This is a genomic window from Desulfogranum marinum (assembly GCF_016918565.1).
In the GTDB taxonomy this organism is placed as follows: Bacteria; Desulfobacterota; Desulfobulbia; order Desulfobulbales; family Desulfobulbaceae; genus Desulfogranum; species Desulfogranum marinum.
Map to the genome: position 1 here is coordinate 32903 of NZ_JAFFQD010000031.1, position 23946 is coordinate 56848.

The 23946-nt window shown below is 47.6% G+C and carries 22 protein-coding genes; 4 read left to right on the forward strand and 18 right to left on the reverse strand.

All coding sequences use genetic code 11. From position 1 onward, the window contains the following. Positions 1-53: 53 nt before the first annotated feature. From JWH17_RS16190 to JWH17_RS16210, 5 genes are all read right to left on the reverse strand, one after another. Entirely contained in the window at positions 54-2006 is a 1953-nt protein-coding gene (locus tag JWH17_RS16190) for an amylosucrase (RefSeq protein ID WP_205223680.1), read from the reverse strand. A 45-nt stretch (positions 2007-2051) separates the two neighbouring features. After that, complete coding sequence (locus JWH17_RS16195) at positions 2052-2948, reverse strand: carbohydrate kinase family protein (RefSeq protein ID WP_205223681.1); 897 nt, start codon at positions 2946-2948, stop codon at positions 2052-2054. Continuing rightward, positions 2945-3784 carry an HAD-IIB family hydrolase gene (locus tag JWH17_RS16200; RefSeq protein ID WP_205223682.1) on the reverse strand — a complete coding sequence of 280 codons (840 nt, stop codon included), beginning with the start codon at positions 3782-3784 and terminating at the stop codon, positions 2945-2947. Before JWH17_RS16200 ends, JWH17_RS16195 begins: the two co-directional genes overlap by 4 nt. Then, positions 3777-5945 (reverse strand): HAD-IIB family hydrolase, encoded by a 2169-nt coding sequence (locus JWH17_RS16205; protein WP_205223683.1) that lies wholly within the window; start codon positions 5943-5945, stop codon positions 3777-3779. Before JWH17_RS16205 ends, JWH17_RS16200 begins: the two co-directional genes overlap by 8 nt. A gap of 178 nt (positions 5946-6123) precedes the next feature. Then, a complete protein-coding gene (locus JWH17_RS16210) occupies positions 6124-6501 on the reverse strand; it encodes a pyridoxamine 5'-phosphate oxidase family protein (protein ID WP_205223684.1) in 378 nt (125 codons plus the stop codon). A 457-nt stretch (positions 6502-6958) separates the two neighbouring features. Between JWH17_RS16210 and JWH17_RS16215 the strand changes: the two genes are divergently transcribed. Further along, positions 6959-8212, forward strand: a complete 1254-nt coding sequence (locus JWH17_RS16215; protein ID WP_205223685.1) for an SPM autocatalytic domain-containing protein — start codon at positions 6959-6961, stop codon at positions 8210-8212. Positions 8213-8554: 342 nt separating this feature from the next. Here JWH17_RS16215 and JWH17_RS16220 read toward each other — a convergent pair whose 3' ends face one another. The 6 genes from JWH17_RS16220 to JWH17_RS16245 form a co-directional block, all read right to left on the reverse strand. Continuing rightward, entirely contained in the window at positions 8555-9130 is a 576-nt protein-coding gene (locus tag JWH17_RS16220; RefSeq protein ID WP_205223686.1) for a hypothetical protein, read from the reverse strand. 44 nt (positions 9131-9174) lie between these two features. Continuing rightward, positions 9175-10503, reverse strand: coding sequence for a metallophosphoesterase (locus JWH17_RS16225; RefSeq protein WP_205223687.1), 1329 nt, complete (start codon positions 10501-10503; stop codon positions 9175-9177). A gap of 472 nt (positions 10504-10975) precedes the next feature. Then, positions 10976-11287, reverse strand: coding sequence for a hypothetical protein (locus JWH17_RS16230; protein ID WP_205223688.1), 312 nt, complete (start codon positions 11285-11287; stop codon positions 10976-10978). A 25-nt stretch (positions 11288-11312) separates the two neighbouring features. Then, positions 11313-11567, reverse strand: a complete 255-nt coding sequence (locus JWH17_RS16235) for a hypothetical protein (RefSeq protein WP_205223689.1) — start codon at positions 11565-11567, stop codon at positions 11313-11315. An 18-nt stretch (positions 11568-11585) separates the two neighbouring features. Further along, positions 11586-12380, reverse strand: a complete 795-nt coding sequence (locus JWH17_RS16240; protein WP_205223690.1) for a protein-glutamine glutaminase family protein — start codon at positions 12378-12380, stop codon at positions 11586-11588. A 2-nt stretch (positions 12381-12382) separates the two neighbouring features. Further along, positions 12383-12877 (reverse strand): hypothetical protein, encoded by a 495-nt coding sequence (locus JWH17_RS16245; protein WP_205223691.1) that lies wholly within the window; start codon positions 12875-12877, stop codon positions 12383-12385. Between the two features lie 777 nt (positions 12878-13654). Here JWH17_RS16245 and JWH17_RS16250 point away from each other — a divergent pair. Both JWH17_RS16250 and JWH17_RS16255 read left to right on the forward strand, forming a co-directional pair. After that, positions 13655-14452, forward strand: a complete 798-nt coding sequence (locus tag JWH17_RS16250; RefSeq protein WP_205223692.1) for a metallophosphoesterase family protein — start codon at positions 13655-13657, stop codon at positions 14450-14452. A gap of 22 nt (positions 14453-14474) precedes the next feature. Next, complete coding sequence (locus JWH17_RS16255; RefSeq protein WP_205223693.1) at positions 14475-15401, forward strand: diacylglycerol/lipid kinase family protein; 927 nt, start codon at positions 14475-14477, stop codon at positions 15399-15401. Positions 15402-15577: 176 nt separating this feature from the next. Here JWH17_RS16255 and JWH17_RS16260 read toward each other — a convergent pair whose 3' ends face one another. The 7 genes from JWH17_RS16260 to JWH17_RS16290 all read right to left on the reverse strand — a co-directional run bounded on the left by JWH17_RS16260 (position 15578) and on the right by JWH17_RS16290 (position 20698). Next, on the reverse strand, positions 15578-15802 hold the full coding sequence (locus JWH17_RS16260; protein WP_205223694.1) for a hypothetical protein: 225 nt from the start codon (positions 15800-15802) through the stop codon (positions 15578-15580). A gap of 633 nt (positions 15803-16435) precedes the next feature. Further along, entirely contained in the window at positions 16436-16594 is a 159-nt protein-coding gene (locus tag JWH17_RS16265) for a hypothetical protein (RefSeq protein WP_205223695.1), read from the reverse strand. A 105-nt stretch (positions 16595-16699) separates the two neighbouring features. Further along, complete coding sequence (locus JWH17_RS16270) at positions 16700-17350, reverse strand: TPM domain-containing protein (RefSeq protein ID WP_205223696.1); 651 nt, start codon at positions 17348-17350, stop codon at positions 16700-16702. A gap of 1 nt (position 17351) precedes the next feature. Continuing rightward, positions 17352-18242 carry a TPM domain-containing protein gene (locus tag JWH17_RS16275; RefSeq protein WP_205223697.1) on the reverse strand — a complete coding sequence of 297 codons (891 nt, stop codon included), beginning with the start codon at positions 18240-18242 and terminating at the stop codon, positions 17352-17354. 15 nt (positions 18243-18257) lie between these two features. After that, on the reverse strand, positions 18258-18842 hold the full coding sequence (locus JWH17_RS16280) for a LemA family protein (RefSeq protein ID WP_205223698.1): 585 nt from the start codon (positions 18840-18842) through the stop codon (positions 18258-18260). Positions 18843-19192: 350 nt separating this feature from the next. Next, entirely contained in the window at positions 19193-19390 is a 198-nt protein-coding gene (locus JWH17_RS16285) for a type II toxin-antitoxin system RelE family toxin (RefSeq protein ID WP_232371137.1), read from the reverse strand. A gap of 555 nt (positions 19391-19945) precedes the next feature. Further along, entirely contained in the window at positions 19946-20698 is a 753-nt protein-coding gene (locus tag JWH17_RS16290) for a substrate-binding periplasmic protein (protein WP_205223699.1), read from the reverse strand. A 1164-nt stretch (positions 20699-21862) separates the two neighbouring features. Here JWH17_RS16290 and JWH17_RS16295 point away from each other — a divergent pair. Beyond that, positions 21863-23869, forward strand: a complete 2007-nt coding sequence (locus tag JWH17_RS16295; protein ID WP_205223700.1) for a mechanosensitive ion channel family protein — start codon at positions 21863-21865, stop codon at positions 23867-23869. The last annotated feature ends 77 nt before the right edge of the window (positions 23870-23946 follow it).

Here is a 23946-nt window from a genome sequence, read left to right on the forward strand (position 1 = left end):
CAGGCTCGGATAATAGATTTCAACCTGGTGTAAAAATAATCGAATTTATTGCATCACCTCTCAGACAACCAGTAAAAAGTGAAACCTGGAATAACCAGATTGTTTTTAAAAACATCAGGGCATTCTCCGCTATATACATCAACAAACTGCCGGTATTGTGCGCCCCAACTGCCAAGTTCGCCTATGTTCAGCGACTTTGGTCTATTACTAAAATTTGCAACCACCAGGACTTTTTCATTGGGTTTTTGCAGGTGATATCTGCCAAAGACAAAAAGGTGCGGATTTTCAACTTCGATGAGCTCACGATTGTTGAAATCGGCAAAGGCATCCATTTCTTTTCGGACCGCAATCATCCTTTTTAACGCACTGAAAATTTCATATTCAACAGTCCCGGGTATATTCCTCTGGTCTGCTTTATCCCAGTCGATTGACGGTCGATGTACCCAGCGGGTGTCCCCTTTTTTGTAGGGATCATCACGGTAAGTATCATCGTTTAACGTACCGATTTCATCACCATAATAAAGCAGCGGAATGCCGCCAAACGACATAATCATACCGTGGAGCAGTAAAATCAATTTAACCGAATCATCGATCATTTCTTTGTCACCTGTTTCCAGCGCGTACTCCAGCCCAGCCAATGAGGCTAGAGAGCCGGAAATGCGGGTGTCACCGGTCTTGGCATTTTGGCCAAAGGGGAGTCCTCGCGCATAGGAATCTTCGAATTTACCAGTGAAATAATCAACTAAAAATTGCCGGTGGTGGGCAGGTTGGTAATCGCAAAGGAGGATATCCCTGTCGTCAAATCCCAGACCGATATCATCGTGACAGCGGACGTAATTGAGCCAAGTGGCACGTTCCAACTTTACCGGTAGATTTTTTATCCCTTGATTCAACAGGCGAGCATTTTTGGTGGCGACCGCATCCCAGAGCAAAGCCATGAAGGTGGCGTTGTAGGCGATCTCGCATTCCTTGGCGATGACCGCATCCTCTCCAAAATACTTGATGACCTCCACGGGTGCGACAATCGCCTCAGCAATAAAAACCACCCCCGGTGCGGTGACCTGACAGCAGTCCTTTAAAAGCTGGAGGATCAAATGCGCTTCACGCTCATTCTGGCACGTACTGCCTATTTTCTTCCACAAAAAGGCTACGGCATCCAACCGCAGGATATCCGCCCCCTGATTGGCCCAGAAGAGAATAATATTGAGCATCTCTATAAAAACGGCAGGATTGCTGTAGTTGAGATCCCACTGAAAATCGTTAAAAACCGTCATGACCCAGCGGCCCATCTCTTCGTCCCAGGTAAAATTGCCTGGTGAGGTTTCCGGAAAGATTTCCGGCATACTCTGTTCGAACATGTCGGGGACATTACGATTTTCAAAGGTGTAGTAATAGTCCTGATATTTCTTGTCTCCCGCCCTGGCACAGCTCGCCCAATAATGCTTATTCGAGGTATGATTGACCACCACATCGAGCACCAGCAGGATGTCACGCTCTTTCATTTCCTTGGCAAGCTGCCCCACATCTTCCAGTGTGCCTACCTCAGGATTAATCTCGCGAAAATCACTGACCGCATATCCACCGTCACTGCTCCCTTCCGGACAAAGCAAAATCGGCATCACGTGAACCATATTGACACCCAGTTCCTGAAAATAGTGCAGACGCTCCTGCAGGCCTTTTAAGGTACCGGCAAAACCCTTGCAATAGAGCGCCATTCCTGTCCATTGTTGATGGAGAAACCAGTTGTAATCTTTTTCCCTGGCCAGGTCGAGCTGACGGAGCCTATCCGGACGATTGATATATTGCGTTGCCATCGTTTCAACCAGCTTCTGCGCCTGTTGGTCAAAATCATCCCGATCGCCGTAGAGCCGTTGAAACAATAAGTGGATTCCGTAAAAATTTGCCCCAAGTCGGGTGTAAAAATGCCGCAGATCCTGCTCGGAAATTTCCGGCTTTATGCGGTTGAGGATGTCATTGAGAAGAGTATGGGATATTTGTTCGTACACAAGCTGCCTATATAAGAAGGTTGGTTATTAATTTTCACAGGCTCTTCAGGCTCTGTAGTCAAGAGAAGATATGAAATCCTTATAAAACAAAGGGTCGGTTGTCGTTGCGCCTCGTAAACCGATGATCATTCCTGCGAACCGCTGGGCCTGACGAAGCGTTTCTGCAACCGGCCAGCCGGCCAGCAGCCCATGAATATACACTGCGCTGAAAGCGTCTCCGGCACCTACGGTATCAACCGGGCGCGCAACTTTTTGTGGAGACAAGGAATGTAATTTTCCATTGGCAGTTCGAATCAGGGTATCTTGTCCACCGCGCGTGACGATCAACTGCTCCAGTCCACAGGAGGTTTGCAGTTCTGCCATCTGTTGACGGACATCGGTTGCAGGTTCCCCGAGCAATCGCAGTTCTTCCTCGTTCATTTTCGCCCAGGTGGCATTGTACAGCCAGCCGAAAACTTCATCCCGCTGCCACCAGGGGGCCCGAAGATTGACATCCAGAAAAATCCGTACTCCCTCATTACTTGTGATCTCTGCAAACGTGTGCCGGGCGGTATGGCTTCGTAAACCAAGAGTTCCATGATAGAGAATTCCGTCAAAATCCGTTACCGGCAAGGGGTCGATAGAAATAAAATCATAGGCACTGTCTGCAACTATATCGTAGCGTGGTTCACCGTCATTAATCGTTACCTCAACCCGACCGGTCGGATGCTCTGCATCAACCTGAACCGCGCTGGTGTTCATGCCCCGGTTGTGCATCTCTTCTAGTATCATCTTGCCGCTGTCATCATTACCGACTCGAGAAATAAAGAGGGGATGATCGCCAAAAGCCTGCAGATGCCAGGCAACATTGAATGGTGCACCACCAAGCACCTGTTCGCCGGTTGGAAAACAATCAAAGAGGACTTCACCAAACACAGAGACTTCAGTTCTTTTCGTGATCATAGCTTTAGCAACGCTCCTATCTCAGGGGCGAAAAACTCGACACCCTGTACAACGCCGGCTGCGTAGTTGCCTCCCAATGGAGAATGTTCCTGTCGAGCCAAATAGAGGGAGGCCTCACAACCGTTTTCTTGTGCCAGCTTCAATGCCAGCTGTTTAGTCTCGGGATCAGCATTAGCAACTAAAATAGAGGGAATCGAGCTGACCAGTACTGGTAAGTCGTTACCACTGTCCCCTGCAAAAATGACCTCGTGCATAGCATATCCCAACTGTTGCTGCAGAAACTCGATCCCATGTACTTTTGTTGCGTTGCGCGGCAACACATCGAGCAGCCCCACTTGCTCCGGCTCATCAATGCTCCACACCAGACTGGCATCAACATCCAGTTGCTGCAACTGCCGTTCAGCGCGTTGCAGGATATTGTCCCGGTCTACGTTCAACGGCAGGTAATAGCTTAATTTAAAGTCATTTTGCTTACTCTTTTCCTGCAACCTGAGTTCCGGAAAGCCGGCGAGCGCATGCTGCAGTTGTCCGTGTTTTTTTCCCCGCCAGTCTGCAGCGATCAGTGTTTGCCAGGCAAGCATTTCCTCCCATTGCCCTTGATTCCGGCCATATATTTTTGTACCAACATCAGTAATTGCATAATCGGGCTCAGGTAGACTGTAGTCACTGATTGCCTGTTTAACTAACTGCAGATGACGCCCAGTAACATATACCAAGGTGACCTCAGGCAATTTGCAAAGCTGGTGAAAGCACTTTGCGGCATCCGGATGCTCCGGCTGACGCCCATTAGGAATGATGGTTCGGTCCATGTCCGTGCAAAGCAGTAATCTATTCATTATCGTCCTGTTTAACTTCCCGAGGATCTTTGCAACTGCCAAAAAAATCATAATATTCGATGGCTTCGAGCACGCCTGCAGCATACGGCTGCTTGGAAAAATAGATCCGGTCTATATCAATGAGCTGAGACAGCTCTTCATGGTGCCGGTTAGCAACCACCGCAGCCAGCGTATTGCCGCGCATCATATCCTCATCTGCACCTGAACCGCCAACGACGAAAACGGTTTCCAACGGGACATTCAATCGTTCAACAACATAACGCAAAGCCATTCCCTTTGAGGCTCGCAAAGGGAGAATATCAAAAAATTGTCCAAATGCGGTTTGCACAAAAACCGCCTGCTCTTCCTGATGCAGTAACTGTTTTATATCTTCGATATCAGCCTTTTCCGGATCAATATAATAACTGATTTTAAAACGACTTTGCTCGATATTCGGCTGAAGTTTGAGCCCGGGATAACCAGCCAGCAACTGCTTGACTGTGCGCGGTGTCCACTGATAATCAATGTGCCGTGCCCAGGCAGTATCATCGGTCAACTTTGGTGCATGATAAATTTCGGTGCCGCTGCTGGTGATCAACACATCCGGCTCTGGAATCCTGTGTTTTTTCATCAATTTTAAAGCGGAGTCGAGCCGCCTGCCTGTAGCAATTATAAAATAGCCGCGGGTACGTTGCTTCCGAAGAAGGACAACGAGCTCCTTGAGTGACTGCTCGTTGCCGATCAGGTTCTGGTCAAGGTCACTGACAATGGCACGATCGCGATACAAACCAGAACGTTGCGTGATCGGTTTGCGCAACAATTTTTCCGAACGCATAGCAATCGGTTTGATAATCTTTACGTAGCGTTTTGCATGGGCTTCCCACGAATAATGTTCCTGAACCCCTTGCAGTCCCTGCAGAGAACTTTTCGTCCATAAGTCCTTATCATCAAGCAGTCTCAACAACGCGTTAACGATTGTTTCCGGCTCCAATGGATCTATCAGTAACCCGTTCTTACAGTTCATAATAATATCTTGCGGGCCGCCATCTTCAGTAGCCACAATCGGCAACCCACAGGCTGCCGCCTCGATCAAGGTCAAACCGAACGGCTCTGTGAGCGCAGGATTAACAAAGATGCCCCCGGAAGCGGCTGTAATCCTGTAAATCATAGGAACCTGATCACGATGATGGTGTTTAGGCAGTGCCACCTTTCCGTAAAGATCATAACGATCGATGGCAATGAAAATTTGATGAAAAACTTCCTGCGCCCCCTCTTCGAGGTCATCTATGTCGTTGCGGTTGCCTGCGACAATTAACAGATTTGTCAACTCCTGCAGACGAGCGGATTGCCCAAATGCTTCTATAAGAGCGGTGATGTTTTTTCGCCTATCAGGGCGCGATAATGCCAGAATAAGAGGTTTATCCGGATTCTTTAAATGGCGAGTCAACTCTGCTCGCAGAGGACTGTCCAGTTCGGTACCAGTGGATGGCGTGAATTGGTTGAGGTTTGTGCCTGGTGGTACAACCCGCATTTGGTCGGGCTGATAGTGGTTATACAGTTCATACTGCTCTGCAATTTCCTGACGGGTACTGGTGATAACCCGTTCTGCTGTTGCCAATGTCTGTTCCTCGGCTGCAATCCGCCGGCTCATGTTAAAACGGGTCTCTATCTCAGTAGCTTTCAGCCCACTTGCTAAAAGACGACTTCGCTTGACACGGCCGAGAGAGTGACCGGTATGGATGAGCGGGATCCCCAAGAGGCTGGCCAAATGCGAGCCAACATAGCCGGCATCGGCATAATGACTATGAATGATATCTGGATAACGGTTGTTGTCATTAAAAAAAGCTGTCAGGTTATCAGTAAATATGTCGAGATAATCCCAAAGCTCTTCTTTGGCCAAGTATTTTTCCGGCCCGGCATCAATTCGAACAATCCGAAGGTTATCGGTAAGTTTTTCTATTGGCTTTGCATAGTCAGTAGAGACGTTTTCATCCACTACGCGTTGAGTGATCAAATCGACTTTATGGACTCCAGGCTGCTTGGCCAACGCTTGTGCAAGCTCAACCACATAAAGCGTTTGTCCGCCAGTGTCTGCATCACGGCCCAATTCAAGATTTCGCCAACGAATGAGCCCATGAATACTTAACAGGGCAACATAGAGTCCGCCTGTTTGTTGCGTCATTAATCCCCCTTATGCTTTCGTTCTATTTATCTTTCAGGTGGTTACATCCGGCCGACAAAGAACAATGGCCTTAAAAAAAATCAGCCTGATAGAAAGTAGTAAGTGTCTCCTCTATAAAATCAAGTAGTTCTCAAGGAATGCATTGAGCTAAAGGCTCAAGTCTATCCAATTGTCCCATCTATGCAAGCTTTTCCGAGCCTGAAAACACCTGTTCCACTCTCAGTACAGCTGCAGCATGGCCGGGGTGTTTTTTCGGATTCCATGTCTTCATATCCTCAAAGATATCCCCCTCTTTGAGGTACTCAATAGCCCCCTTCAGTTGAAACGCCTTGTTCTCACCTGTGATAAAGAGGACGGAACCTTTGCTGCCGGCAAGAATATTTTCCTGTGTTTTGTGAAAATAGTTATCCGCAATAACTATTGCGCCATCATCCAACTTTTTTACACAGGTAACATAAATAGTATTGGGGACGCCATCTTTGCCAACAGTGGTAAATATGACCGGTCCTTTTTTTTCATCCCATGCTTTACTTACTTTTTCCGGTAATACTAACATCTCTTCTCCTTTGCGATTATCACGATACGTGATCTGCACCATGGTGTCGTTAAACAGATAAACACATAGATAAACACATCTCCTGCCACGCAGTGGTTTATTAATGCTTCCTATGCGAATTCAAGATGTTACACGGTACTCCTGTTGCAGGTTTAATTCAAATGGTTTTCAGAATCCTGCGAGGTTGAATATGCGCTAAACCGCTGATGCATTTTTTTACAGAGCAAAAGAAAAAGATGTCCTGCCACTTTCTTGTACACAGGGCCCGAGCCCCCCTGCCTTGTATAGATGTTTGAAAATATACACATAAACTCATTGCTAAACAATCCACCGTAAGACTGCTTTCACTGTTGTCACAAAAAGTGGGTAAAGACTCATTGGTTGAGAACCGAGAAGAGCTGTAGAGTCATGATTCTTTAAGCCCCTTATAACATCCAAGTGGAGGATATTTTACAATATGAAAATAGCTGCGACTATGGTCAGCATGGATGCGGCGACAAACTACACGGAAGTAGATCAAAACAACACTATCCGGCAACAGGGCAAGTTCATGCCCTCTTCTCCCCGGATGTCACAGAGTCCTTCAGCAAATGTCTTCCAGCAGGGCCTCTTTTCTCTCATTCATTCATCTACAAGCCGCCAGCAGTCAGGATCATACGTGGTCACGCCTCAGGAAGAGGTTGCCGGCGGAAGTAATGCAACAAATTCGGTAGACCCAAAACAGGCCCAGGCTCAAGCCCTGTCATCAATGGTGCAACACATATCCGGAACCTCGGTTACCGTGCACCAGGTGGAAACGGCCAACCGCGCCCCAGCAATCAATACATCACCGTTCTTCGTTGGCCAAGCCAGCCTCACCCGCAGCGTTGTCCATGTGGAACAGGAATCACTCTGTTTCCAGGCTGCCGGGACAGTACAAACAGAGTGTGGGCAAACCATCTCGTTTAGCATGGGCGTGCAGATGCAGCGCCGCCAAGTTGCTATTCAGTCGGCAGGCCTTTCCAGGCTTGTTCATGGCATTGACCCCATTGTGCTTAATTTTGATGAAAATATTTCTCTATTAGATGAAAATTATTTCTCTTTTGACCTCGACGGTGATGGTATGTGTGAGGAACTTTCCGGATTAGGAAATGGTTGTGGGTTCCTTGCCTTGGATCGTGATGGAGACGGGACTATATCTGATGGCTTTGAGCTTTTTGGCCCTGCCACAGACAATGGATTTAACGAGCTGGCAAAACTGGACAATGATGGGAATAGCTGGATCGATGAAAATGACCCTATCTTTGATGATTTGCTTGTCTGGATGGGCGCAGGCGGAGAGGATGAGCAACTTCTCAGCCTCAGAGAAGCTGGGGTAGGTGCCATATCCATAGCCCATGCAGGAACGCAATTTACCCTGGAAAACCATGACGGCAGCGTACAGGGAGTTGTCCAAGCAACAGGTCTGTTTCTGATGGAGAATGGAGAGCCAAAAGCGTTACAGGAACTTGACCTGGTACCAAAGGGAGAAGGAGGTGAACAAATATTTAACAGCGCAGGGCTTTTTGCCCAAAACGAGCAGGCCATTGAAAAGCTGCGCGACATTATTTTTTGGCAGCGTTTCAAACTACAGATGTTGCTGGGTAAAAAACAGCTCCACCAGCATCGCGTAGAAATGCTTGATCGGTTGCAGCACCTTTCAACAGGGCCGACAGGTTCTATATTTTCTTAACCGCCTTCCAGCTCAATCTCCCTCTGGATTGAACAGGTAATTGTTACTTACGTGGCATACAACGTTACGTGCAACAACCTCGGTTCGAGCTGAGCCTCAGCGCTCAGCTCGAACAATTAAACCGCCATGACAACTCCCAGGTGTGAAAATAATATTTATGCAGTGCCGAGAGTGAGCCTTCCCAAAAAAGAGCGTTTTTCAGAATTCCGGTGTTTTTGAACCAACACTGGTGGTGGATATCAACCACGCACCATGGGAGACTTTGATTACCCTCATCCAGTGATTGCGGCCACGCGTATCGGAAGAACAATAACGCTGATCTGTTACTTGTATTTTTTCGCTTTAACGGTTGATTGAGGATAGCTTTGCAGTAAACAAGATTAAACCACCGCAACAAATATACAACCAGCCCATCCCGACCAGGGTGAATTTGATAACCGCACAACACCAGGCCATCGAAGGCCACATTTCTTGAGTCGAACCGACAAGCAATCGAAAAAGGGCCAGATTTTCCACAGCGTCACACAATGCAGCAAAAAACTGTCCCCAAGCCAGCACAAAACCGATCATTCCTATTTTCTGCCACCTACCACTCAAACTGCGGCCAAGTTGTACACATGCCAGCCCGATAAAAAAGGCATAGACCAACATAAACAGATAATCGATCCCCAGACTAAATGCTGCGTGGATTTTGGCGTCCTCACTCCAGGAGGCGAGTATTCGCTGCGCTATGTTAAGCGTTTGAGCCATTTCATAGGAAATAATACCACGTGGCGCAGCCTCGGTTTTCAGCGGACCATCCAATACCTGCATGGCCAGCAGCAACGCCAGGCAGAGAGTGAAAGATACTGCAAGTGCCCCTTTGCGGTAACCATCGCACAGCCACCTAAACGGATCCGGGAATGGAAAATCTCGCATGAGTTACACCTACCCCTTTTTCAGCCCGAATTGAGAAATCCGGTCTAGATATTGGTGAATTCTTTGATCTCGGCAATACGTTTGTCAATATCAGCTATGGTATATTTGTCAGTGGTGAGGGCTAATGCTTGTTGGTACCTTTTCAGGGCCAGGGCATATCGCTCCTGCTGCTGATTGAGTTGGGCGTTAAAATAGATGATTTTAAAAGATGTATTGTCCAGAGTGTATGCCTTGGTCAGGTATTCGTCGGCAAGGGACAGTTGTGTAACGGACAGGGCAAAGGCACCTAACCTGAAAGCTGCTTCCTTTTTACTGCCTACGATCTGGGTAAGTTTGTTTTTTGCTGTTGTACATTCTTTTTGCTTGTTGAGCAGTTGATACGCAGTTGCCGCTATAAGCTGTGGCATTGGATGGTCGGGTACCGTTTCCATAGCTAGTTGGGCAAAGCTTAAAGCCGCTTGAATTTGTTCTTTTTGGAGCAGTCTTGTTGCCATGGCCACCTCGTTATCCATAGGAAGGAGACGATAATCAACATCATCATCGGTTACAATGATATGGAAAAAATGATTAAATCCCCCCTCAGGTAATGTGCCGGCCAAGGGCGCACCCGATCCTCCTGCAATAATTTGCGCCAGTCCGTTTACCATGGAAAAATTGTATGTATGGATATGGCCAACAAAAACCATATCAACATGATGCTGCTCAAATAATTGTGCCAGTTGATCGCGCTTTTGCGGGTACTTATTCAAAGAATCTTGTAGATGGGTAATTTTAGGATACAAAGGGCGATGGACAACAACAAATTTGTGTTTATCGCCGGCAAGAGCCAGGTCCTTCTTTAACCACTCGAGCTGCTGCCCGGTAATCTGCGATGTTGCTCCTACCAATTCGCTTGATAAAATAACAAAATGACAGTTCTTGATATCGACTGAATAGTAGAGGTTTTCCGTCTCTTGGTCTTTATAGCGCCTGGTGAATTCGGCCCTGGCAAAGTCCGTGTAACCGGAATGGTTTCCCATGGCAATGTATAGCGGAATGTTACGTTGACGGATGGGAAGGGTAGCGTGTTCGAATTCGTCAAATTCCTGGGTGGCTTTTTCTGAATTTACAGCATCATAGCCCAGTACAATATCACCGGTGTTCAAGATGATTTCAGGATTAAGTTCCACCGCAGTGCTCACAATTTTGTGATAAATATATGGTTGTTCCGGCCTGTACACATCGGCAGGTCGATTATCCCCCATAACCACAAAGTTCATTGCTCCTTTTTCAACGGATCTTTGCTCTACTGCGCTGCTGGAATCCTTGGTAGCACAGCCATGAGCGAGAAAAGAAAGCGTTAATAAAACCAGCAAGAAATATCTATTTTTCATTGTGTTTCCTTGTTTTAAAGCGTGCACCATTGGTGTTTACAATAGGATCGACCGGAGAGATTGGGCCACGTTTCTAAGATAGCTTTTTTTCTGCCAATCTCGGCGTTACCCTTAAAATTTTCTCCGCAAAGGGTAAACGAGACCCAGGCTTGTACCACACTGTCAGCCCGTTTACTTGCAGCTTGCAGAAAGTAAAGAAAGGTGTACCAGGCGTAGCCATCTAAAAGAGGACACTGCAGCACAAAATGTACTGGTGCCGGAAAAAGCCTCCTATGCCATAGGGGCTGGGCGTAAGCTGATACGTTTCGCCACCCATGCACGAAACCCAACGGGTTGGGTTGTTCGAAAATTTATTGTATTAAGATGGCTATAAAAAAATCGATAAAACACAATCCTCAGGGCAGCCAGACCGATGGTTTAATCGATGTCCATGCAAGCTGCTACACGGACATCGATTGCACAGAGGGATGTTTTACATATCCATTTCTGTTGAAGCTCCTGCATCCTCGTCTTCAATAGCGTCTATTTCCTCAGCAACGGCCCCATAGTCTTCCGGCGACTCCTCCGCCTCTAGAACCATAGGAGCAGGCATGAATTCAGCCGGTGCAGCACCGGCACTCTCCGCTCCCAATGCATTGGCTATCTTCAATAATTCAGCAGGAGGGGCCGCATCGACCTGCCCCATCACAGTATCAGCAGACAACTCTGTGTCGACTACACCGGATGTGGTGTCGACTTTGGTTTCACTCGTTTCTTTTTCGTCTATTTCAATAGTTATGCGCATTATTTCACCTCTCTTTCAGTCTCTATTAGGATAAAATCGCATACCGGCCCTCGAAATGCACGGTCTTGTTTGTAAGGTTTTTTACGGTTATCCAATACGTGCACTGATTAGCATTGGCCCGTTCCACCGCCACATCCCAATCAAGCTGCGGAGCACCCTTGCGTGCTGTGTTTGACATCAGGTACCACGTTACATGTACATTTGGATTCCACCCCCAGGTAAACCATCGACGTGTTGCCTTTGCCGCTATTGTTCCTCTCCATTGTATGCCTGTTCTCATCGCTCTTTACCTCCTTAACTATCTTGAAAGGATATCATACCGGCCTTCGAATCTCACCGTATCAGGGGTCAGGTTTGTGACAGTGATCCAGTAGGTGCATTGGTTTGAGGTGGCACGTTCCACCTGCACATTCCATTTAAGCTGTGGCCCACCTGGACACTGCGTTAACGGCATAATGGTCCAGATCACATGCCATTTGGGGTTCCATCCCCAGGTAAACCATCGACGGCTGGCATTGCCGGCAATTGTACCGTACCACTGCACCCCAGGCGGTTTGGTCAGACAGTTAAAGTAAGGAGGGGGGCCGTTATCGGCACTACGAAGCTTAAGCCTGTTGCGATAGGTGCTCAAAACCGATCTGGTTTGTGAATATCCGGGGTCTGTGATCGTCGCTCCACTGTAGCTTCTATGAAATACAGATGCCGAAGTGTATACCAGCTGTGCCGAGGGGTCGCCCTGAACGCTTTTCCACGTAGCCGTGGTAACCGGGCTGTTAAACAGGGAAGGATCAATAACATACCTTCTAACCCCTCTGCTTGTACTAACATCCAGGGTGGGGGCAACATGCCACCCCCAGCGGACATAGCAGTTGGGGTTATTGCTTGTGTCCACCCTCAAGCCGCCGTATATCCAAACCTTCAGGGGCGAGGCCCCTTCGGCGATCATCAGGCGGCACATTTCATGTGCTCTTCCCCAGCAGCCATCATCCGGATATAAAAAAGGGATACAGGGTTTAGGGGCACTGACTGGGCAGCAGAGCTTGCTGCGGCTCAGGTTGAACAAATCCCGTGCCTGTTGCATTGAGATTGCCATGGTTATAGCCCCCCCTCAGCCGATTCAGATTTCATACGTACATCAATGATTTCATGATTATCATTTTCACTGATGATTACAGGCAGCTCCTTCTGCTGAGCCTCCTGTATAATGCTGAGCAACTCATCAAACTCTGGATTCTTTTTACGCAATACATGACGCGCGTGGGAGATAATGAGTTCGATCTCGATATCCCCTTCCCCGTCCGGACTGCTGATATTGCCTATGGTGACTTCGATGGGAATCAACAATTCTGTTATTTCATGAGAACTCGGATCAATCTCAACGTATGCTGGTTGATTTTCTTCGCTCAAGGATTCCAGGACTTCTGCCCAAACCGTTGACCTGGGCTTCCCCATATCCAGGTATCCGTCGCTGCCGCCTTGAAAAGAAACCGCAACTTTGGGGGCAGCAGGTACGCCCTCTTCTTTCATGCTAGCCACTGATGGTGCAGACAGACCTTTAACACCATCCACTAACGCGTTTCGTTCAGCCATAAGTGTTCCTCTCTGCTAGGTTGTAGGAGTAAGGAGAATCAGGGTAGCGATCGTTCCCACCGGTTCTTAACCCTCAAAATTCCTCCATAAAAATGGATCATAAAAGTAGTTCCCCTCTATTACTGAGCCTATTGGTTGCATAGGATTTTCATTCAAGGTCGAGCCATGCTGAAAAACAACCACAGGCACATAATGGTCTGTGGCCTCGGATACTCAATACCCGGCAAAACAAATCAGTGAGGATGTTTCAAACACTAAGCAATTACTGTTCCACTGAACCAGCAAATGGCTCTACCGGCATCTATTGGTGCGTCAAGGGAAGACACCTGCGAAACAGGCAGGTAAGAAAGTGGGAATGGTGGTGCATATGCACCACAACTGGTGGTTCATATCAGGTAGCGTACTGCATTGCGCTACCTTAATGCTCTTAGCGGAGGAGCGTTTTACCCCATTGTTCCATCTCTCCCTCAAGACTAGCGTTTCATTGCCTGGCGATGACAGCAGGCATTGTCTCAGCGTGTGTCTGATGTTTTCGGCGTGTGATGCCGATAACCTGTGAAAGCAGAGTGGAAATACATCGATCTGTTTTGCTTCAGCTGGAATTGGAATTGTAAGATCATGATACCAATTACTCTAGATCGTATTGAAAACGCAGAAAAAAGAGATAAAATTTTAAATTAGAAAAAATATACAGTAACTAAGAGGATAAATAATTTTGACGACACTATAAATTGGTGAAATACAAACTCTCCTTCGCAGAAACAGAGAATTAACCCGATGATCACTCTTGCCCATATATCGGATTTACACTTCGGACGCGAAAATCCTCGATTGATCGAGGGGCTTTTGCACTGCTTGGAAAAGACTACGCCACAACTTGTCGTTATCAGTGGGGATCTTACTCAGCGCGCCCGTAAACGCGAATTTCTCGCTGCCCGTACTTTTCTTGAACGTCTATCGTGGCCGTATCTCGTTATTGCCGGAAATCATGATATTCCGGCGTATAATCTTAGCGAGCGTTTTTTCACACCATGGAAAAGGTGGCATCGCTATCTCGACCATCCCCTTGAGCCGATAGTGAGAGCTGAGGAGTATATCGCCGTCGGTGTCAATACTGCGAGGCGATCGGGTTCTCTCTTTGACTGGTCACGGGGACGCGTAAATCTTTATCAGTTGGATGTTATAGCCCAACACTTCGAAAAGGGCGGTGATGAAAAACTGCGAATACTTGTTGCCCATCATCCGTTCTGGCTCCCTGAAGAGTATCGACATCGCCATATCATCGGAGGACGAGATAAGGCACTTAAGAAAATGCGGGACGCCGGAGTTGATATTATCCTCAGTGGCCATGTACACTCTGCCTACACACATCTACTTGGTGGATTAATTGTATCTCATGCAGGAACCGCTATTTCAAGCCGTTTGACCCGCAATGATCCAAATAGCTTTACAATTATTCGCGGCGATCGCCGGCGATTAGCTATTGAAACCTGGACGTGGAATAACAAAAAATTTTCTATTGATGAACACCTGGTTTTCACACGCATCCAGGGAGAATGGAAGGACAACTCTTGAACAACTTTACAGAAGCAAAAAGATGAGAAAAGAGACAAATAAAGAGCCAGGTGCCGTAAAAAAGACAGATTTCACTCAGCCTGTGCCGGTGTATTGCAATCCAGGTGCAGGTAGTTCTGAAAAAGTGATTGGCGAAATGCGAAATGATTCCCGTATCCAGCTTGAGGAGGTATCGCCGGTCAAGATGACCGAAATAATACAAGACGCTGTGAAGAAGGGTACAAAACGCGTACTGATCAGTGGTGGAGATGGGACGATTGCCCTTGCCGCATCAATCCTTGCCGGTAAGACTACGGAACTTGCCATTGTACCATCCGGTACGCTGAATCATTTTGCCCAGCGTACCGGAATACCTGTTAATGTGGATGAGGCAATCAATGTGGCTCTGAACTGCAAGGCCTATCCAGTTGATGTTGGATATGTGAACAATTCTCTTTTTCTCAACACAAGCTCTGTAGGAGCATATTCGGTGTTTGTAAGAAGCCGTAACTATCTGGAAAATCGAATGCACTACCTCCCCGCTTCAATTATTGCAGGCATTCGAAGATTGCTCAAGTTCAGGCTTGTCAGAGTACGTCTTCCAAACAAACAGCTGCGGACACCGTTGGTTTTTATCGGTGTGGGAGAGCGTGAATTAAGTCTGCCGTTATTGGGACAGGCAAAAAAACATGGTCATAGCGGGTTACATTTTATTGCGGTTGATTGCCACTCTAAAACAGAAGTTTTTAGTCTGGTTATAAAAGCGATTTTTTGGGGAGTCGATCCAATGACCAAGGAAACGAGTGTTGAAAACAAGCTGGTAAATGATATTGAACTGAATTTTCGCCGCCGAAAAAGAAAAGTCACTGTTGCTCTTGACGGAGAATTGAGTCGGCTTCATGCACCTTTGAGATATCGCTATGCACCTGGAGAAATCCTGGTTGCACTGCCTGATAATAACATTACCTAAATCTTGCATGTCGATTTTACCGAATCTGCTTTGTTTGCGAACACTTGAAGTACTACAGTACGCCTGCGTGTACGCAGCCTCGCACCTTCGGCAAACTTGGCAATTGCAGGATTTAGATATTAATGTAAATGGAAAAGATTACATTTCATTTTCCTCTGCCCCCTTTTAGTAGCCTATTAACGATAATACCCTCTTCCCCTCATGCAGTTCTCGTAGATCGCATCAATATCATGCGCGGCACCAGCTATGGATCCGCTTTTAGCACTATTAGCCATAGCCATACACTCAGCTTGATCTGCCTGGTATTGCTGTGGGCTTGCTGAATCATGGGACCATGATTTGGGCATACTGGCACATGCTGTTAGAAATAAGACCACCAACATCGGAAGAATTTTCTTCATCTTTACCTCCACCTACCAGAAAAGCCTAACCTTCTGTTTTTTAATTTTTTCCGTTTTTTTTTACTATTTTGACGGTGTCTTCAAATTATAATCTCGTTTTTTGAACTGGTAAGGTACCACGCTTCATAATAAATTTTACAGGATCTACTTTTTCATTGCTGCAGAAAAAAAATACCTTGAACCCACTAATCTGGTTTCACCTAAATCCTGCAATTGGAAATTTCGGAGTCTACGCTACCTGCCGAAGATGTGAGGCATCGGAGGCGCAGACGTATAAAAATATTTCAAGCCTTCGGTAACGTAGCCGATTTGGTGAAATTGCCGATCCCGAAGGGCGTTGAAGGTGAGAAAAAATAGGTTCACTCAAACAGTGAATAGAACTTCAAATCAATTGTCTGCTCAATATGTTGTTTTTTAAAGTAGAATTTATTTTTTCTAACATTCGACGTGCAGAATTTAGGTTTCACTTTTTTCATTGTAACCGGTCACCATTGCTCCAAATGTTCACAAGCTGACCGATTAGCAGTTAAACTCAGACTTCGATACGCCGGTTGCCGGGCGGGCAGCTCGTGAAAAGTTGGGGCGCTGCTGAGCAGTTACTACAATAAACGCTCTGCAGCAACTCAACTTGCCTCAAAGGAAGTCACGACGCTGCAGAAGTTGCATAACTTCCCCTGTAAATATCCGGGCATCACTATAGTCGAGATGTGAACCGTCGGTACAGCTGACGTCCTGTAATTTTTCATAGTCTGTAAAATGTATTGTAGGCGCTGTGCCTCCAGCGACAAGCATGCCCTCTCAAGACTTATGCCAAGGTTTGCCCCCTTTACCCGATGCATTATCTTACTGAGAAAAGGTCTAAATGTTGTCTACCCCCGGTAGATTCCGGAAAATAAATTACCGGATTATGATATTATGGAGTTCGTTTTTATCGTCGTCACTGATGGGAAAATGTTCCAGCAGTACCTTGCCCACCCGTTCAACGGCACGGCAAAGTGCTTCGCACTGGTTGTGCGCCCTGATTCCAGCCGACAGTTCGTCGATGATATCCTGCCACTGATCCGAGTCAATTTTCTCATTGATTCTTCGGTCACCGAGTATCCACACTTTTTTTTCTAGAACCGAAACGAAAATCAGGATGCCGTTATCATCCTTGGTCTGATAGAGCCTTTCACCGTAAAATGAGGTAATTGCGGCTTCTTCCACCTCTTCTTCCACCTGGTCTTTCAGGAGGAACAGCCGCTTGAGGAAGATGCTCTTGTCGACCAGGTAGTAAATTGGGAAAAAGAGCAGGGTCCAATAAATTAGCAGAAGCCACATGTTCTGGGCGCCGAGCCATAAAAAAGAACCAGTGACGGAAGTGAACAGCAAGGAGAGCGGCAGGCTGATAAAAACACTGCCTATAGCCGATGCCATTGGATAGTTATGGCTGGCCGAAACCACCATAGGCACGATCTCCCCGGATGTCTTTTTTTCCGCTCTCTGCACCGCTTCGGTGACTCTCTGTTGTTCTTCCTGAGTCAAAAATTGTGTCGATAAAGTTTTCATATCACCATCCTCCCGAGGCACCGCCTCCGCCGAATCCACCGCCACCTCCGCCGAAACCTCCGCCGAAGCTGCCTCCGCCACCGAAGCCGCCACCAATATAGCCGCCGCCCCTGCCGATTCCGCGTCCCATCCCCAGTGCCGAGAAGCTGGAGGCGATCAGTCCGCCGATAAAGCCTACAGGAAAGAGGAGAATGATGAACAGCAATTTCGGCCCGAGTATCAGGAGGCCGACAAGAGAGGCGAGACAACCGCTGACGCTTGCCGCAATAATTTTGTGGTTGCCCATCATCTTTCCAATGAAAAAAACCATCATTATCAGCATGAACCAGAACCCTTCAGTGTCGCCTTTACCGCCGGTTTTCTGCGGGATATCCTTTGCTGCGCTAAATTCACCACGGACCGCTGCCATCATGGTGTTCACGCCTGCCATGATGCCGCCGTCAAAGTCACCCTTCTTGAAGTGCGGGACGATAACCCCTCGGATAATCCGTCCCGAGGTGAGGTCGGTAAGTGAGCCTTCCAGTCCGTATCCCACTTCGATCCGCACTTTTCTCTCGCTACGCGCCACCAAGAGTATCGCGCCGTTATCCAACCCTTGCTGCCCGATTTTCCATGCTTCAGCCACTTTGATGGAAAACGCCTCCAGCGACTCACCCTCTAAACTCGGTATAGTCAGCACTACTATTTGGGTAGACTGCTCCTGCTCGAATTGTTTCAGCGACCGTTCCATTTGATCGACCGTTGCCACACGCAGCATCGAGGCGTAATCGTTCACCCGTCCTTTCAATGGAGGGACTTCAAGAGCGGCAGCCAAACCAGGGAATGATAGAAAGACAATAACTCCGAGCAGAAGCAGGGTTATACGATGTGCAATCCTGTGCAGGTTATTCATAATGTCCTACGCCAGTTAAAATTTTACCTTTGGCACTTCCTTTGCCGCCTCGTCCGCCTTAAAATATTCTTTCTTGTCAAGGTGAAGGAGGAAATTGTTTGTAAGGCTGTTAGGGAACCTCCTGATGGCACCATTAAACACGCGGACCGCCTCGTTATAGCGCTGACGGGCAACGTTAATCCGGTTCTCCGTCCCTTCGAGCTGGTTCTGCAGGTCAAGGAAATTCTGGTTCGCCTTCAAATCAGGGTACCGTTCAACCACCACCATCAGCCTGGAAAGGGCAGAGGTAAGCCCGCCCTGAGCCGCCTGGAACTGGCTCATCTTGGCTGCATCGCCCAGGTCTTCCGGTGTAATTTGTACCGACGACGCCTTGGAACGGGCGTTGATTACCGCTTCCAGGGTTTCTTTTTCATGACTAGCATATCCCTTTACCGTCTCCACCAAATTGGGAATCAGGTCGCCGCGACGCTGCAAAGTGGCCTCGATATCGGCCCAGGCCTTGAAGACAGCCTCTTCCTGCATCTGCATGGAGTTATAGCCGCATCCGGAGAGAAGGGTAAGGGAAAAGACGAGCATGATCAGCCGTACCGTGTGCTTCATAATACCTCCTGTAAAATGAAAGAGAGATTTTTGAAAGTACCCAGATTGCAGCGAGATGGATTTGAGTACAGTCATATAGGGAAGATAATAAATAAACTGCTTCCTGACCGGGGGGCCGGCAGGATATTATCCTGGGCTGCCAATAAGAGTTTATCAAAGAGACAACCCGCAACATCGGTAGGTAGGCTACCGGAAAGACAAATAAACGTTACAGAACGGGCAAATAAACGTCAAGATGTTTACTAATAAATACAGAACCGCACCCTACAGAGTATTTCTATAATGATGCTGGATGGACTGCCCTCTATAATTTTATAGGGGAGGTGGCGGGATACGACTGGTTAACGGAATTATTTCCTGCGATGAGCCTTTTTATAAACAAACCCTTTGTCCCGTTTATCGACAGCAATGGCCATTACCACAATTTCTTCATCAAGAACTTCATAGATTAGCCTGTACCTACTGGCCCTGAGCTTAGTTTTGTAATGGTTTTCAAACCCTGAACGCTGACTTAAAGGAATATGTGGCCTTTTTAATCTCTCACTCAACTTTTTCTTGAATTGCTTTTGGATAGTATTGTCGTTTTTTTTTCCATTCTATTAGGGCAGTTGGGATGAATTTAAGCTTATAGCTCATGGAGACTTACTTCAACTGCAGAGATTTTCTCACCTTGTCACTCTCTCGCAATTACCCCTAACTGTTGATCTTCAATTTGTTCGAGAAGCAATTCGTAGGTAGCAGCAGGGATAAGGGATACAGAGGTGTCGGATCCAGTTACAGAGCACAAAAAGCAACGCCTGGGTGACGAAATTGCTATAAGGAGCCACTGCAATGGGCATCGTGGTTTTACGGTGTTGCTTTTATGGCGACCAAGTCAACATTTATAGGAGTTATGTTGACTTTGGTTGGGGAGGATTTTGTTACGTATTCTGTGCAGAAACCCTCACAGTAGAAAGATAAACTTGAGGGGATAACAAAGGAATCTGATCTTATAAGTGGTATCTTCGCGTTGATATTTGAGATTATATTCCAATATTTCAGGGTACTATCCGCTACGTCTTCAACGACCTGAGCAGAAGCGCGTAGCTAACCCCGACAATCCTTTAGCGCAGTTCGGCCTGGATAAAGCTATCGAGGCTGAATTTCTTAGCCGCGAGCTCAGCGTTGATACCGGCGAGCAGCTCTGCCGCCTTCGTCGACTTCTTCGACAGGGTGACGTAATAGGACGTGCCGCCGCCGGGGATATCAATCAGGCGGATGTCGTTAGCCATCCCCAGAGCCTCGGCCACTCTCATGACGTTCAGGGGATTGAGGTCGATAAAGGCGTCGAAGCGCTTCCTTGTCAGCATGCGCAGGTGCCGCTCGGTAAAGCTGTCACCCGAGATCCAGTCGAAGGGCAGCAGGCCAGCGTTGGCGAAGAAGGCCGGCACTGTGACGCCTAAGGCGGCGCCGATCTTGAACCCGGCCAGGTCGGCGGGCGCGTTCAACTGTTTGAGGGGACTATCGGCGAGAACCACTAGCACCGGGGTCAAGGTCAGGACCGGTTCGGCGGAGAAAAGAGCAAACTCGTCACGTTCTGCCGACCTGATCAATGCGGGGCCTATGTCCGCTGTCCCCGACTTGATCATTTCGATGACTCGCGGAAAGGGGGCGAAGACGAATTTGGGCTGGTACCCCAAATTCTTGAGGAGAGCAGAGTAGAAGGCGATCTCGGCGCCTCGGGGCTCGTTGGTCTCGGCCTCTATATAGGCGAGGGGCGGATGGACAAAATCCACCACCGTCACAGGCTTTGGCGTCTGAGCCGAGGCCATAAACGCCGCCACGATGAAGAGAGCTAGGAATAAGCCACGTTTCATAAAACTTCAGGAATCGCAAGATAGGTGATGGTAAAAAGTAATCGCTTTCTTCTGGGTCCCTAAAAAGCCCTTTCCAAAGAAGGACCATCCCATCCAATACTTTAATTCTACCTTTTCTCGACAGCTTTAGCAATTCTTGTCATGCAGAAATCAATAACAGGTATTGCTCCAACTCACCAAGGTCTTTATCTATAAAACATGTCATTAATCACAGAAATTTGGCAACAGTAACCAGGAGTGGACGCTTATCATGCCTGCTCAACGATGAAAATCTCATTATAATCAGGCCAGCATTTATAGAAAGGTTTAACAAATATTTCCAAACATTTCTTTTAAAGCGCTGCTCCCCCTATTTAGTTTTTACCCGACCAGCAAAAGATGCCTCTCGGTAACCGTCTCCTTGAAAAAAAACGATCAGTATTGATTTTCTTCCTGTATCTAGAAAATTGCGATTTTACAGAAACCTAACAACAAAAAGAGGCCTTAGGTTAGATCTTCTCCATGATCCCCTCAATACGGCCAAGCTACGCATAGATTGGATGCGCCTATTGTTTTCTACAGATATATATTTTACCGTATTGACTGAGACTAGAAATGGCAAGGTCAACCACCCCGGGAACCCTGCAACTTAGGACTTTTCCTGTCCATGCCCCGGTCTGACAGGTAGACTTCCAGCGTTATATTATTTCAGAGATACCGGCTCATCGCCATACTTTCAGCCCAAACGCAAGGAATGATGCGCTTTAAAAGACGACATAGAAATATCGCTGGTAACGGGCAAGAAGGTGGAAGCTGCAGGAGCGGTTTAATGTTCTGCAGAAAAAGCTGGTAAAGTTAATCCCAAGCGTGGAAAGGCCTTTTTTCGCCTTCCAGGTTCTGTGATATAGCTCAATTGTCCTGAATCTATCGTTTTTTCAAAGGGGAAACACCCTAAGTTGGAGTATAAAGCAACATTGATTAGCTTTATTGTGGCAATATTAACATTCAGTGATCAGCCGTTAAAGCACCTTCTCAGGAATAGCGTAAACTTCTTGAATTGTACTGGAAGTTGTCCTATGCAAGCTAACAGGAAGCACCGTCAGTTGGAGTGAGAGAAAGCATTGATTACGTTTGATTTGGTAATGTTATATCATATTGTTTTTTGGGCCCATAAAGGAGGTCACTGTGTTTAATTTGTGCTCGACAATTGGTTACCTCACCGCCTTTCGGTGGTGGCTTGCCCTCGTCTTGATTTGCTGCGCCGCCACTTTCATTCACGCCCAGGAAGCTACAGAAAGCAAATCGGTTGGGGATGACATGTTCGCAGGGACGCAGCAAGCTGCCAGCGATAACCCCACAATCAAACCCATCCGTACGGATAGTCCACGTGACACGCTAAAATCTTTTCTCCGTCTTAGAGACGAGCTAGAAGAGACCTTGCAAACCTATAGGTCAAGCAAATCCCGTGAGCTTGCCGATAAATTGCAGGTCATTGTCTCCCAGATTCGTGCACTGCTCGACCTGTCATCAGTTCCACCGTCGTCTCGTCGTACGATCGGAGTCGAAACAGCTGCCTATTTACTCGACATCTTTGGCCGTGTCAAATTGCCTAAACTCGCAAGTGTTCCAGAAGAAGAGTCCTTCGACGATGCTGTATCACCTGCAAAATGGCGAATCCCCAGCACTCCGATCCAAATCGTCAGGATCGATGAGGGAGCCCGTCAAGGGGAGTTTCTGTTTAGTAAGCGCATGGTTATTGTGGCGCCGCGGTTCTATAAAGTTATTGAAGATCTACCTCTGCAAACGTCTTTGCCCATCATTAGCTGGCATCGCACTTTTCCCCAGATGACAGGACCGATGATCCCGGCAATGGTTCTCAGAAGCGTTCCGCAGATTCTGCGCAACCTCTGGCTGGACACACCAAAGTGGAAAATTATTGCGGTGGTCCTCATTAGTACCCTCGCAGCGCTGCTGCTGTTCGTCTTTCATCGATTGATCAACCGCCGAGAAACCGAAAACCGGGTCGGCTTCCTACTGCGTCGTGCTCTGACGCCAATCGCTATCCTCGTTGTGGTCTGGAGCCTAAATGATTTCTTTGTCAACCAAATCTATGTTTCAGGTGCATTCTCGACCGTGGTTGTCGATACTACAACCATTTTGATTACTGCCGGTACGATCTGGTTTTTTTGGCTGGCCATACTCACCATATTCGAGCGCATCATCCAGGCACGTGATATCTCGCCAGATAGCTTTGACGCGAACCTCTGGGGCATTGGTGCCCGTACCATCGGAACCTTGGTTAGCATGGTGATAATAGGTAATGCAGCACAGAATTTGGGGCTGCCTCTCTATAGCGTTGTAGCTGGACTTGGTATTGGCGGTTTGGCCGTCGCGCTTGCGATTCGCCCGACTCTCGAAAACCTCATCGGCGGCATCATGCTCTATCTGGACCAGCCCGTGCGGATCGGTGATTTCTGCTCTTTCGGCGACAAAAATGGCACCGTCGAGAGTATCGGGGTGCGCACATCCAAGATCCGGGCGATCGATCGCACTTTGATTTCGATTCCCAACTCTACCCTCGCAGATATGCAACTGACCAACTGGGCGAAATGCGATCGGATGCTGATCACCACGACCATCGGTCTACGCTACGAGACCGAAAATGATCAATTGCGCTATGTGCTTGCGAAGTTTCGCGAGATGCTCCATGCCCATCCTAAGATCGACTCCGAAACGGTGCGCGTGCGCTTCGCAGATTTTGGTCAATCTTCCCTCGATATTGGGGTTCGGATATATGCACTGACCCGAGACTTCAACGAGTACCACGCCATACGCGAAGACGTCCTGCTGCGAATGAGCGACATAGTTAAAAATTCAGGAAGCGGCTTTGCCTTCCCCTCACAGACCCTCTATATGGGACGCGACGACGGTCTTGACGTTGAGCGTGGCGAAACGGCTGCGAAAGAAGTTGAATCCTGGCGTAGAGCCGGCAAGTTGCCGTTTCCAAGACTTGATCCAGGCAAAATTGATCAGCTCAAAGATACTCTCGACTATCCGCCGCGGGGGTCAGTCGAGGCGGGCTCTTTAGAGTCACAGGTGTGGGAGACGTCTGAAGGGCTCTCCGCTGAGCCGCATGACGAAGATGAGAGCGATCGTGAATTATCATCGCAAAAACGTGATGACCTTTCATAGGGTTAACAGTGATGATACGTAAATTATATCACCACATTGACCATTACCGAAAAATTGGCACGTTGCTGGAGATCTTC

Excerpts from the sequence above, each read along its gene's own strand:
- JWH17_RS16245 (WP_205223691.1), bottom strand. The coding sequence starts at position 12,877 with ATGGCTGAACGAAACGCGTTAGTGGATGGTGTTAAAGGTCTGTCTGCA.
- JWH17_RS16260 (WP_205223694.1), bottom strand. The coding sequence starts at position 15,802 with ATGAAGAAAATTCTTCCGATGTTGGTGGTCTTATTTCTAACAGCATGT.
- JWH17_RS16195 (WP_205223681.1), bottom strand. The coding sequence starts at position 2,948 with ATGATCACGAAAAGAACTGAAGTCTCTGTGTTTGGTGAAGTCCTCTTT.
- JWH17_RS16265 (WP_205223695.1), bottom strand. The coding sequence starts at position 16,594 with ATGCTTGTCGCTGGAGGCACAGCGCCTACAATACATTTTACAGACTAT.
- JWH17_RS16225 (WP_205223687.1), bottom strand. The coding sequence starts at position 10,503 with ATGAAAAATAGATATTTCTTGCTGGTTTTATTAACGCTTTCTTTTCTC.
- JWH17_RS16250 (WP_205223692.1), top strand. The coding sequence starts at position 13,655 with ATGATCACTCTTGCCCATATATCGGATTTACACTTCGGACGCGAAAAT.
- JWH17_RS16200 (WP_205223682.1), bottom strand. The coding sequence starts at position 3,784 with ATGAATAGATTACTGCTTTGCACGGACATGGACCGAACCATCATTCCT.
- JWH17_RS16210 (WP_205223684.1), bottom strand. The coding sequence starts at position 6,501 with ATGTTAGTATTACCGGAAAAAGTAAGTAAAGCATGGGATGAAAAAAAA.
- JWH17_RS16270 (WP_205223696.1), bottom strand. The coding sequence starts at position 17,350 with ATGAAAACTTTATCGACACAATTTTTGACTCAGGAAGAACAACAGAGA.
- JWH17_RS16205 (WP_205223683.1), bottom strand. The coding sequence starts at position 5,945 with ATGACGCAACAAACAGGCGGACTCTATGTTGCCCTGTTAAGTATTCAT.
- JWH17_RS16240 (WP_205223690.1), bottom strand. The coding sequence starts at position 12,380 with ATGGCAATCTCAATGCAACAGGCACGGGATTTGTTCAACCTGAGCCGC.
- JWH17_RS16230 (WP_205223688.1), bottom strand. The coding sequence starts at position 11,287 with ATGCGCATAACTATTGAAATAGACGAAAAAGAAACGAGTGAAACCAAA.
- JWH17_RS16280 (WP_205223698.1), bottom strand. The coding sequence starts at position 18,842 with ATGAAGCACACGGTACGGCTGATCATGCTCGTCTTTTCCCTTACCCTT.
- JWH17_RS16215 (WP_205223685.1), top strand. The coding sequence starts at position 6,959 with ATGAAAATAGCTGCGACTATGGTCAGCATGGATGCGGCGACAAACTAC.
- JWH17_RS16290 (WP_205223699.1), bottom strand. The coding sequence starts at position 20,698 with ATGAAACGTGGCTTATTCCTAGCTCTCTTCATCGTGGCGGCGTTTATG.
- JWH17_RS16220 (WP_205223686.1), bottom strand. The coding sequence starts at position 9,130 with ATGCGAGATTTTCCATTCCCGGATCCGTTTAGGTGGCTGTGCGATGGT.
- JWH17_RS16255 (WP_205223693.1), top strand. The coding sequence starts at position 14,475 with ATGAGAAAAGAGACAAATAAAGAGCCAGGTGCCGTAAAAAAGACAGAT.
- JWH17_RS16275 (WP_205223697.1), bottom strand. The coding sequence starts at position 18,242 with ATGAATAACCTGCACAGGATTGCACATCGTATAACCCTGCTTCTGCTC.
- JWH17_RS16235 (WP_205223689.1), bottom strand. The coding sequence starts at position 11,567 with ATGAGAACAGGCATACAATGGAGAGGAACAATAGCGGCAAAGGCAACA.